This is a genomic window from Microbacterium sp. (assembly GCF_029263575.1).
Classification (GTDB): Bacteria; Actinomycetota; Actinomycetes; order Actinomycetales; family Microbacteriaceae; genus Microbacterium.
This window is the reverse complement of the sequence record NZ_JAJUFV010000021.1, coordinates 17,988-28,916: the sequence shown is the minus strand read 5'-3', so window position 1 is coordinate 28,916 and position 10,929 is coordinate 17,988. Positions and strand designations below refer to the sequence as shown.

At 67.2% G+C, this 10,929-nt stretch carries 10 protein-coding genes; 8 read left to right on the top strand and 2 right to left on the bottom strand.

Annotated elements, in window-relative coordinates:
* Positions 1–1,088 (top strand): alpha-glucosidase/alpha-galactosidase (locus tag Q1J95_RS03895; protein WP_300265959.1); only part of this gene is annotated, 1,088 nt, incomplete at its 5' end.
* Between the two features lie 34 nt (positions 1,089–1,122).
* On the opposite strand, the gene Q1J95_RS03890 is transcribed toward Q1J95_RS03895, so the two are convergent.
* On the bottom strand, positions 1,123–2,175 hold the full coding sequence (locus tag Q1J95_RS03890) for an amidohydrolase family protein (RefSeq protein ID WP_300265958.1): 1,053 nt from the start codon (positions 2,173–2,175) through the stop codon (positions 1,123–1,125).
* Between the two features lie 155 nt (positions 2,176–2,330).
* Between Q1J95_RS03890 and Q1J95_RS03885 the strand changes: the two genes are divergently transcribed.
* From Q1J95_RS03885 to Q1J95_RS03860, 6 genes are all read left to right on the top strand, one after another.
* Entirely contained in the window at positions 2,331–3,638 is a 1,308-nt protein-coding gene (locus Q1J95_RS03885) for an ABC transporter substrate-binding protein (RefSeq protein WP_300265957.1), read from the top strand.
* A gap of 74 nt (positions 3,639–3,712) precedes the next feature.
* The gene (locus tag Q1J95_RS03880) at positions 3,713–4,588 is read left to right on the top strand and encodes an SIS domain-containing protein (protein WP_300265956.1); all 876 of its coding nucleotides are present in this window, start codon (positions 3,713–3,715) and stop codon (positions 4,586–4,588) included.
* A gap of 38 nt (positions 4,589–4,626) precedes the next feature.
* Complete coding sequence (locus Q1J95_RS03875; protein ID WP_300265955.1) at positions 4,627–5,595, top strand: carbohydrate ABC transporter permease; 969 nt, start codon at positions 4,627–4,629, stop codon at positions 5,593–5,595.
* Complete coding sequence (locus tag Q1J95_RS03870) at positions 5,595–6,473, top strand: carbohydrate ABC transporter permease (protein ID WP_300265954.1); 879 nt, start codon at positions 5,595–5,597, stop codon at positions 6,471–6,473. Before Q1J95_RS03875 ends, Q1J95_RS03870 begins: the two co-directional genes overlap by 1 nt.
* Positions 6,470–7,399 (top strand): PfkB family carbohydrate kinase, encoded by a 930-nt coding sequence (locus Q1J95_RS03865; RefSeq protein WP_300265953.1) that lies wholly within the window; start codon positions 6,470–6,472, stop codon positions 7,397–7,399. Before Q1J95_RS03870 ends, Q1J95_RS03865 begins: the two co-directional genes overlap by 4 nt.
* Positions 7,389–9,101: a hypothetical protein gene (locus tag Q1J95_RS03860; RefSeq protein WP_300265952.1), complete on the top strand. Its 1,713-nt coding sequence runs from the start codon at positions 7,389–7,391 to the stop codon at positions 9,099–9,101. Before Q1J95_RS03865 ends, Q1J95_RS03860 begins: the two co-directional genes overlap by 11 nt.
* A gap of 3 nt (positions 9,102–9,104) precedes the next feature.
* Here the strand turns inward: Q1J95_RS03860 and Q1J95_RS03855 are convergent, their stop codons facing one another.
* Positions 9,105–9,710 (bottom strand): zinc-binding alcohol dehydrogenase, encoded by a 606-nt coding sequence (locus Q1J95_RS03855; RefSeq protein ID WP_300265951.1) that lies wholly within the window; start codon positions 9,708–9,710, stop codon positions 9,105–9,107.
* Between the two features lie 100 nt (positions 9,711–9,810).
* On the opposite strand from Q1J95_RS03855, the gene purM reads away from it, so the two are divergent.
* On the top strand, positions 9,811–10,929 hold the full coding sequence (gene purM / locus Q1J95_RS03850; RefSeq protein ID WP_300265950.1) for a phosphoribosylformylglycinamidine cyclo-ligase: 1,119 nt from the start codon (positions 9,811–9,813) through the stop codon (positions 10,927–10,929).

Genomic DNA, 10,929 nt, shown 5'->3' with positions numbered 1-10,929 from the left:
TCATCAACATGATCCAGGTGGGCGGCATCGACGCCACCCGCATCGACCTCGAGGTGCCGGCGGCGAAGGGTCTGCGGCAGACGATCGGCGACACCACCGGTGTCGGCGGTGTGTTCCGCGCCCTTCGCACGTTCCCCGTGCTCAGCGGCATCGCGCGCGATATGCAGCAAGTATGCCCCGGCGCCTGGTTCCTCAACTACACGAACCCGATGGCGATGAACATCTGGTGGATGTCTGTGGTCGCCCCCGAGATCAAAGCTGTGGGCCTGTGCCACAGCGTGTACTGGACGGTCAACGACCTGTGCGAGCTCATCGGCGTACCGCTTGAGGGCACTCACTATCGAGCCGCCGGCGTCAACCACCAGGCGTGGCTGACCGAGTGGAGCCGTGACGGTGAAGATCTCTACCCGCGCCTGCAGAAGCTCATCGATGAGACGCCCGACCTGCAGCGCCGTGTACGCGCCGAGATCTTCCGTCGCATCGGCTTCTACCCCACGGAGACGAGCGAGCACTCGGCCGAGTACCTCAGCTGGTTCCTCCGCTCTGACGCGCAGATCGAGCGCTTCCGGCTCGAGCCGCTGCAGTACATCGGTATCTCCGAAGAGAACGTGCAGGAGTTCCACGACGCGCAGCAGGCTCTTGCCTCCGGCGGCGATGTTCCGCTGCACGACGAGGGCGACGCGGCCGAGTATGCCCCGCAGATCATCCACTCGATCCTCACCGGCACGCAGCGCGAGATCCACGCGAATGTCCCGAACCGCGCGTTGATCGACAACCTGCCGACGGATGCCGTGATCGAGGTGCCCGCTCGCGTGGACGCCGACGGCGTGCATCCGATCGTCGCCGGTTCCATCCCGGCGGCCGGGGCAGCGCTGAATCGCACCTACCTCTCCGTTGCCGACCTCACGATCCGGGCCATGCGGGAGGGTGACCCCGAGCTCGTTCGTCGCGCCGTGCTGACGGACCCGAACGCGAGCTCGTCGCTGACGCCGACCGAGATCTGGGAGCTGTGCGACGAGCTCACCGCTGCCCATGCGGCGCTGCTTCCGCGTGAGCTGGGCGGCACGCTCGAGCTCACGGCCTCGTAAACGCGGACGAGTCCGCGCCCGCCGCGCGCTGTGGTCACAGACCCAACACGCGGCGCGCGTTGTCGCGGTACAGGGCCGGCAACAGCGCGGGGTCGAGCGCGAGCGCCGACACCGTCCAGCGCCCCTGCGGCGGGTAGGGCTCGCCGGGGGCGTACTCGAAGCTCTCATCGGCCGACTCCACGAAGCGGTAGTGCAGGCGGTACTGCTCGTCGCTCGTGGGGTAGATGTCGGTGCCGAACAGCACGCGATCGGGGTGCTCGGCGATCAGCTGCGCGGCACGCCGCGGCTGGCGGCCGAGCTCGGCCATGCGTCCGGCGATGTCGGCGTGGTAGCGCGGTGCGGCCCGCATGAGTGCTGAGACGCGGTCGAGGTCTTCTGCGGCGCATCCGACGTGCGCTCCGATGATGTCGGTATCGGGGCAGGCGAGCACGAGGCGGGCGTGCGCGTCGAGCAGGGCGTCGAACGACGGATGCCGATCACGGTCGCCGAACCACCAGTCGGCCGACTCGCGCAGCTCGTCGAGGCGTTCGTTGTGCTCGTCGAGCGGGTCGAAGAAGGCGATCGGATCGGCGGTGTGGATGAGCACGGGCAGACCGAGCTCGCCCGCCAGCGCGACCAGGGCGATGACGCGGGGGTCATCTGGTGCGACCAGCGCGCCGGTGTGATCGCGCACGTCGAGGCCGAGGTTCTTCCAGATCTTCACGCCCCGGGCGCCTCGGCGTGCGCTGTCGGTGAGCTGGTCGAGCAGGCGTTCGCCGCCATCCGGCTTCGACAGCAGCGACCAGTCCGGCTGGCAGAACGTGAAGAAGCGTCCGGGGTTCGCCCGGTCGTAGCGGTCGAGATTCGCCTCGAGCTCGTCTCCCCACATTCCGTCGAGGTTCACGATCGCCTCGACGCGTCGGGCATCCATCGTGTCGAGCAGAGCGTCGACGTCGGGGATGATCCAGTCGCCGTCGTCAGACAGCCAGCGCCCGAGGTGATTGTGCACGTCGATGCATGGCGTGTGCGGCACGGGCACCGCGGTCTGAGGGGTCTGCAGGCGGCTTCTCGGCGCCCAGTTGCGAAGGAGGATGTCGTCAATAGTCACAGCGTTAACACTCGTGGTGCGGGTGGGTGGAAGCAACGATCTGATCAACAAAAATGATTGCTTTGCTCAGTTTTATTTACAAACGCGCATTCTGCGCCAATATAGACGATTATCCCGGTGCAGCACCGACGCCGCACCCCCGATGAGAGGACGTCATGACACAGCACCGCAATACCGTCCGCATTGCCACGGCCATCACCGCGGTCGGTGCCCTTTTCGCCCTGGCCGGATGCGCCGGCTCCTCCGGCGCCACAGAACTCGATACCGAAGCCGATGTCACCCTCACCTGGTGGACCGGTCAGAGCGATGAAGCTCAGACCCTGCTCGAGGGTATGGCTGCCGAGTTCGAAGAGCTCCACCCGAACGTGACGATCGACATCTCGCCCGGAGCATCCTCGACAGAAGAGCTGCTTCAGAAGCTCTCGGCGGGCTTCGCCGGCAACACCTACCCGAACATCTCGTACTCCTTCGGCGCGTGGGCGAGTGAGCTCGAGTCGTCACAGCGCACCCTCGACATCACCGAGCAGGTCGCCGACCCCGAGGTCGGCTGGGACGAGTTCTCCGAGGCTGCCCGGGCGACGGTTCAGCCCACGGGTGAGGCGATCATCGGTTTCCCCGCTCTCGTCGACAACATCTCGCTCATCTACAACAAGACCGTCTTCGACGCTGCCGGGCTCGAGTACCCGACCGCGGAATGGAGCTGGGACGATTTCCGCGACGCGGCGAAGCAGCTCACGGATGCCTCGACCGAGACCTACGGCTATGCCTACTCGGTCTCCGGCTCGGAGGAGACCACATGGCAGTTCTGGCCGCACCTGTGGCAGCACGGCGGTGACATCCTGAACGATGACGGCACGGCCGCGTTCGCCAGCGACGAGGGTGTCGAAGCACTCGAGTTCCTGCGGCAGATGGCCGTGGATGACGGCAGCGTCTATCTCGACCAGACCGACACCAAGTTCGCCCAGTTGTTCGCCGCCGACCGCATCGGCATGATGACCTCCGGTCCGTGGCAGCTGTGGGACCTGAACGTCGCCGGCACCGATTACGGCGTGACGATCCTCCCGGGCACCGACGGCGACCACCAGACCGTCTCCGGTCCTGACATCTGGGCACTGTTCGACACGCAGGACGCCAACGAGAACTACTGGTCGTTCGAACTCATGAAGTGGCTGACGGCCACCGACCAGGACCTCCGCTGGAACGTCGCGTACGGCAACCTTCCGCTGCGTACCAGCGAGATCGACACCCCGGAGTTCCAGGAGCAGGTCGAGGCGCTGCCGGGCCTGGACGTTATGGCCGAGAACAACGAGAACGCGATCAACGCTCGCCCGACGGTGGCCGGCTACGTCGGCCTGTCCGAGGCCATCGGCTCCGCGATCTCGCAGGTGCTGCAGGGCCAGGGAACGCCCGAAGAGGCGCTCCAGGCCGCAGCCGAGAAGGCCGACAGGGCACTGGCCGACTGAGGCACCCGCCGGGGCGACCACATCGGCCGCCCCGGCATCCACCGCGAACAGCAGCAAATGCAGGAAAGAGAGTCATGAACATCACCTCTGTCGAGATCGCCAGTCAGCCCGATGTGTGGCGCCAGGCATGGGAAATGCGCGAGGAAGTCACGCGCGTGCTGGCACGGCCAGGCGAGCGGATGCTGGTGATCGGATGCGGCACCTCTGCCTTCGTCGCCGAATCGTTCGCGCTGCTGCGTGAAGAGGCGGGTCTCGGTGAGACCGACGCCGCCTACGCCTCGGAGCCGCGCCCGTGGCGTCCCTACGATGTGGTGGTCAGCATCACGCGTTCGGGGACGACGACCGAGATCATCGAGGCCATGAACGCGCTGCCCGAGGGCGTGCGCAAGGTTGTCATCACCGGCGTCGCCGACTCTCCGTGCGCGCAGCTGGCCGACGATGTCGTGTTGCTCGACTTCGCCGACGAGAAGTCGGTCGTCCAGACGCGCTTTCCGACCACGCTGCTCTTCCTCGCGCGTGCAGCCTTCGGCGAAGACGTCTCGGCGCTGCCGGATGCCGCGGCCGAGGCCCTGGCGAATCCGCGGGAGCAGCCCGAGGACTTCGATCACATCGTGTACCTCGGTCGCGGCTGGACGTACGGTCTGGCGCAGGAGGCCGCGCTGAAGATCCGCGAGGCAGCGCAGGCGTGGGCAGAGTCGTATCCGCTGCTGGATTACCGTCACGGTCCGCTCGCGGTCGCGCACCCCGGGTCGCTGGTGTGGTTCCTCGGCGTCGGCGACGACGATCTCGCCGCGCAGATCGAGGCGACCGGTGCGAGCGTCGTGCAGGGCACCTCCGACCCGCTCATCGAACTCGCCCTCGCTCAGCGCCTGGCGGTGCGCACGGCCGAGCGACGCGGACTGGACCCCGACAACCCGCGCCATCTGACGCGTTCGATTGTGCTTTCCTGAACTCAGCCGCAGGGAACGGATCGGAAACAGGAGTAGCGATGACGATGACGACACGCGAGACGACCCCGCCGGCGCAGGCGATCCCCGACGAGCAGCTGCCCGCGCCCGACACCCCCAGGCCCCGGCGGCGCCGCGGGCTGTGGCGCAATGACCTGACCGGCTGGGCGTTCGTGTCTCCGGCGATGATCATCATCCTCGGGTTGTCGATCTTCCCCGCGGGATGGGCCTTCATCCTGTCGCTGCAGAAATGGAACGGCTTCGCCCCGCCCGAGTTCATCGGCGGCGACAACTATAGCCAGCTCATGAGCGATGCCGAGTTCTGGGATGCCGTGACGCACACGGGTGTGTATGTGGCGCTGTTCGTGCCGGCATCCGTGCTGATGGGACTTTTCCTGGCGGTGGCGCTGAACCGCAAGATCCGCTTCGTCGGTCTCTACCGCACCGCGATCTTCGTGCCCTTCGTGGCGTCGGCGGCGACCACCGGCATCCTCTCCACCTACCTGTTCAGCCCGCAGTACGGTCTCGCCAATAATGCGCTGCGCACCGTGGGGCTGCCGGCGCAGGGCTGGCTGGAAGACCCGCAGCAGGCGATGCTCGTGATCGCGATCATGTCGCTGTGGGGCCAGGCCGCGTTCACCACCGTGATCTATCTCGCAGCCCTCCAGGACATCCCGAACGAGCTGCTGGAGGCCGCGCGCATCGACGGAGCCAACCGCTGGCAGACGTTCTGGCGAATCGTCTGGCCCGAGCTCGGGCCGGTCACCGTGTTTATCACGATCTGGCAGACGATCACCGCGCTTCAGCTGTTCGACCTGGTCTACACGACGACGCGGGGCGGGCCGCTGGATGCGACCAAGACGATCGTGTACTTCCTCTGGGAGAAGGCGTTCAAGACGCTCGACTTCGGCTACGGCTCGGCGGCGGCCTACGTGCTGTTCGCCGTGACCCTGCTCATCACCGTCGGCATGGTCATCTATGCCCGCAGTCGCAAGATGGAGGCATTCTGATGGCGCTCGACATCCTCAACACGGCCGTCGTGACCACGGGCAAGAACGAGCGTCCGCCGCGCAGGCGCAAGGGAATGAGCGGATGGCACTTCGTGCTGGCTCCGATCGCCCTGCTGTTCGTGATCCCCTTCGCGCAGATGGTGCTGGCGTCGGTGTCTCCGGCAGAGGAGCTGGTGAAGTTCCCGCCGCCGTTCGTGCCCTCCCGCTTCACGCTGGAAGGCTTCATCACGCTGTTCACGACGACCGATGTGCTGGTCTGGCTGCTCAACAGCACGATCGTGTCAGTGATCGCGATCGTCGCCCACGGCATCCTGTGCTCGCTCGCCGGGTACGGTTTCGCGAGGCTGCACTTCCGCGGGCGCAACGTCGGATTCTTCATGATCGTCGCCACGATCATGATCCCGACTCAGCTGCTGATGATCCCGACCTATGTCATGTTCTCGAAGCTCGGCGTCATCAACACCCTTTCTGCGGCGTTCGTGCCGTGGCTGGCGTCGGCGTTCGGCATCTTCCTCATGCGGCAGTTCTTCCTGTCGATTCCGCAGGAGATCGAAGAGGCCGCCGCGCTCGACGGGGCGAACCGACTGCAGACGTTTCTGCGCGTCGTGCTGCCGCTGGCAAAGCCCGCCCTCGCGACCCTGGCGATCTTCACCCTGTTGAGCTCGTGGAACGACCTGATCTGGCCGCTCATCGCGATCAACGACGACAGCATCTTCACGGTGCAGCTCGGCATCGCGAACTTCCAGAGCACCCGCCGCACGCAGTGGGAGCTGCTGATGGCCGCGAACGTGATCGCGACGGCGCCGCTGGTGCTGTTCTTCCTGTTCGCGCAGAAGCAGTTCGTGCAGACCATGACCATGACGGGGATGAAGGGGTGACGGGCCGCGTGCTCGTCGCCGGCGACGCCAACCTCGATCTCGTGCTGCGCGGTGACGTCGTCCCGCGATTCGGCCAGGCCGAGCAGCTGCTGGAGGGGGCCGATCTCGTGCTCGGCTCCAGTGCGGGAATCTGCGCGGCAGGACTCGCCCGCCTCGGCGTCGACACCGCGCTCGTCGCTCGCGTCGGAGCCGACGTCTTCGGCGAACAGACCATTCGCCTGCTCACCGCAGCTGGCGTCGACACGTCGGCGGTGCGGGTGGTGGACGAGCCGACCGGGGTGTCGGTCATCCTCTCCGCTCCCGAAGACCGTGCGATCCTGACCCTGACCGGAGCGCTCGCCGGGGTCACCGCCGCCGAAGTCCTCAGCGTTTCTGCGGGCACGCGGCACGTGCATTTCGCCTCGTACTTCCTCACCCCCGAGCTGGCTGGCGACCTACCCGCCGTGCTGACCGAGCTGCGCAGCCGCGGTGTGACCACCAGTCTCGACACCAACTGGGATCCGGCCGAACGCTGGGAAGGCGTGGCCGCGTGCCTGCCACTGGTCGATCTGCTGCTTCCCAACGCGGCCGAGGCCGTGGCGCTCGCCGCGGCCGTGGGAGCGGCAGCAGACGACACCGAGTCGGCCGCGCTGTCGCTCGCCGCGCGTGGGCCGATCGTGGTCGTGAAAGACGGTGCGGCCGGTGGTCTGGTGGTTCAGGGTGAGCGCGTGCTGCGCGCGCCCGGCCTTGCTCTCGACGTCGTCGATACGACGGGCGCCGGCGACAGTTTCGACGCCGGATTCCTCGCCGCCTGGATCGAGGGACATGATCTTGCCGTCGCCCTGCGCTGGGCGGCGGTTACTGGCTCGCTGTCGACGCGGGGTGCCGGCGGTACGGGCGGGCAGGCGACCCGCGCTGAACTGACGGAGGCCATCGATGCGTCGTGACGCGACCGCCGTCATCGCCGTTGCCATCCTTCTCACGCTCACGGGGTGCACCATGAACCATGCCGAGCCATTGCCCACCGGTGACGTCCTGGACGTGAGGCTGGACACGGGCCCGCGACACGACTTCGTCGACGCCGGTCCCGAGGGCGTGCGCGTCGTGGACGGCGATGACTGGACACTGCCCGAGCAGGTGCGCCCGGCCGAGAACTCGGGCTACTTCTCTGAGGAGGCATCCGAAGACGAGCTCGTCGCGGTGCGCTCGATCGACGTCAGCTGGCGCCAGATCCAGCCCGAGCGAGGCGGCGCGCTCGATCGTGGCTCATCGGGATCGGCGCAGGGCATGAGCTTCGACGGGCTGGACGCGCAACTGGCCGAGCCGGGCGACTTCTGGATGCGCATCTTCGCCAGCGGCGAGGACTGGGCGCCGCGCTGGGTGGCCGAGGAATGCGGCGTCGGCACATACGGGCCCGACTACGACGGGCAGTCGCACCTGCCGATCTGGGACGAGTGCGTGTGGGGTCACCTGATGGACACCTACCGCGCGCTGTTCGTCGATCTCGGCCTGGCGGATGATCCGCGATTGCGCTTCGTGTACGTGCCGGGTGCGTTCACGTGGGCCGAGTTCGACTACGAGATGGTGTCGGATGCCGCAGACCGCGGCGACCTCGATGAACAGACCTATCTCGCTTGGTACGACCACGCCTGGACCGATCTGGTCGAGCTGTTCGGCGATAACGCCCACAAGCTCGTCTTCACAGGCGAAGATTACCCGTGGGGCCCGTTCGAAGCCGCTGACGATCTGCTCGCGGTGCGGGCGGTGGAGGCCGGTATGGGCATTCGCACGGGCATCACCGAACCCAGCAACTTTCACCTCAGCGAGGCGCCCGCGTACGGTTCGCACATCCAGCCGAACGGACACATGGTGGTCGACGAGTCGCTGCCGATCCATTCCGGCCGGTTCGTCGTCGCGACTGAGAACGAGTGCTTCAACGACTGCGGTTACGAGACAAGTGACCCGTACTATGCCGTGCGGCAGGCGAACCTGAAGGCGCTGCAACTGCGCATGAACTGGATGTACGTGGTACCGGGACCATCGTTCATGGCTGAGTACCCCGAGCACTGGGACTGGGTGCGGCTGTCGCTGGGCCAGACGGCTGAGACCTCGGCGGATGCCTGGGCTGCGCTGCGCGATGCAGAGGACACTTTCTGGGCGGATGCCGGGCAGACCGGCCCGTTCGAGGACGACGGCGACTGGCCGTCGCGGCCGTGGGTGCGAAATCTGGAACGCTGGCTCGTGCAGGTGGACGAGCCGGGTTCGATCGCGCACCGCACCGAGGTCGACACGCACGTCGGCGAGCTCGAGGAGGCCAATGGCACCGCGTACGAGGGGCTGTCGACGGACGTGGCCTCGGGAGACACCGGGTTCATGTTCGAGGTCGATCCGCGCTTCGCGGCATCCGTCTCGGGTCAGGCCGTGCTGAAGGTGACGTTTCTCGACACGGGCTCCGGGTCGTTCACGATCGATACGGATGCCGGCGCTTCGGCGGCTGTGGAGCGCACCGATTCCGGCGCGTGGCGCACAGCCACGATCGCGTTGGAGGATGGCGCGGTCGGCGAGGATGCGACGAGCATCCGCATCTCCCTCGCTGACGGATCGGATGACCTGGTCGTTCGGTTCGTGCGTCTCGTACGGATGGGCTGAGTCTTACGCCAACTCGGCGATGATCGGGCGGATGGCGGAGTCGAAGGCCACGACGTCGCGGCGCAGGCCGTCGGTCACGGCGACCGTGAGGGCGCCGATCCACCAGATGCCGCGCTGTGAGAACGGCAGCACGTGCACGTTCAACTCGAACGAGTGCGCCCGGCGGCCGATCTCGCGTTCGAACTCGGCGATCGCGCTCGCATAGGCACGATAGGCGTCGCCGCCGGTCGGGGTGTTCATGGCGGTGAAGTAGCGCGCGTGGGCGTCTTGGGCGTACTGCAGAGCGGGGCGTGCCAGCGGCGCGATGGCGTCGCGCAGCTCTTCCGCGCCGGTCGAGGGCAGCGCGACCAGCGTCTCGAAGCCGTCGACCAGCTCCAGCGGACTCTCGGACGGATGCGCGCGGGGCTCGACGGTCATGTCCCAGTATTCGCGCCACTGCGATTCGAGCGCGGGTGTGGCATCGGCGTCATCCGGTGCGCGCACCTGCAGCTCGCGCAGCGCCGGAAGGTCTTCCGGTTCTCGGATGCCGAGCATCTGTCGCAACGCGAGCGCGACGATCACCGAGACCCCGGCGTCCTCGCGTATCAACCACTGCGGCTTGTCCGACATGGCCCCATCGTATGGGAGCCATTCGCCATGTCCACTCTTGACCCGTGTCAGGGCATTCCTGTCGGCAGATGGGCCATCGCCGGGCGGGTAGTCTTGTCGTGTGGCATCCTCTTCCACCAACTCCTATTCCGAAGCCGGCGTCGATACCGCTGCAGGTGATCGTGCGGTCGAGCTGATGAAGTCGTCTGTGCGTGCGACGCATGGCCCCGAGGTGCTCGGCGGCGTGGGCGGTTTCGCCGGTCTGTTCGATGCGAGCGCCCTGCTCGGCTACACCAAGCCGTTGCTGGCGAGCAGCACCGACGGTGTCGGCACGAAGGTCGCCATCGCACAGGCCATCGACAAGCACGACACAATCGGGCAGGACCTCGTCGGCATGGTCGTCGACGACATCGTCGTGGTGGGCGCCAAGCCGCTGTTCATGACCGACTACATCGCGTGCGGCAAGGTCGTGCCCGAGCGCATCGCCGATATCGTCCGCGGCATCGCCGATGCCTGCACCGACACCGGCACGGCCCTCGTCGGCGGCGAGACCGCCGAACACCCCGGCCTGCTCGGACCCCGTGACTATGACGTCGCCGGCGCCGCCACAGGCGTCGTCGAGGCGGATGCCGTGCTCGGCGCCGAGCGCGTGCACGACGGCGATGTCGTGCTCGCGCTCGCATCCAGCGGCCTGCACTCGAACGGCTACTCGCTCGTGCGTCACATCATCACCGGCGCCGGAATCGGCTACGGTGACACGGCCGCCGACTTCGGCGCGACGTGGGGTGAGGCGCTGCTGGAGCCCACCCGGCTGTACACGCTGCCGCTGCTGCGGCTTCTCGAGACGCTTCCTGATGACAGCATCCACGCCCTCAGCCACGTGACCGGCGGCGGCATCGCCGCGAACCTCGCCCGCGTGCTGCCGCAGGGCAGCTGGGCCGAGGTCGATCGCTCGACGTGGTCGCCGAGCCCGGTGTTCCGGGTGCTCAGCGACATCGCCGGATCCACGCTGGAATCTGCCGAAGGCACCTGGAACCTCGGCATCGGCTTCCTCGCCGTGATCGACCAGAGCCAGAAAGATGCCGCGATCGCGGCATTGTCAGCCGAGGGCATCGACGCCTGGCAGGTCGCGACCGTCGGCACGGGCGCGCGCCCGGCTGGAGAGTTCGAAGAGGGCGCCAAGGGCGTCGACGGCGGCGCGGTTCGGCTGGTCGGGTCGTACCGGGATGGAGCGAAGTAA

Excerpts from the sequence above, each read along its gene's own strand:
- Q1J95_RS03855 (WP_300265951.1), bottom strand. The coding sequence starts at position 9,710 with ATGTCGGACAAGCCGCAGTGGTTGATACGCGAGGACGCCGGGGTCTCG.
- Q1J95_RS03870 (WP_300265954.1), top strand. The coding sequence starts at position 5,595 with ATGGCGCTCGACATCCTCAACACGGCCGTCGTGACCACGGGCAAGAAC.
- Q1J95_RS03860 (WP_300265952.1), top strand. The coding sequence starts at position 7,389 with ATGCGTCGTGACGCGACCGCCGTCATCGCCGTTGCCATCCTTCTCACG.
- Q1J95_RS03875 (WP_300265955.1), top strand. The coding sequence starts at position 4,627 with ATGACGATGACGACACGCGAGACGACCCCGCCGGCGCAGGCGATCCCC.
- Q1J95_RS03885 (WP_300265957.1), top strand. The coding sequence starts at position 2,331 with ATGACACAGCACCGCAATACCGTCCGCATTGCCACGGCCATCACCGCG.
- Q1J95_RS03880 (WP_300265956.1), top strand. The coding sequence starts at position 3,713 with ATGAACATCACCTCTGTCGAGATCGCCAGTCAGCCCGATGTGTGGCGC.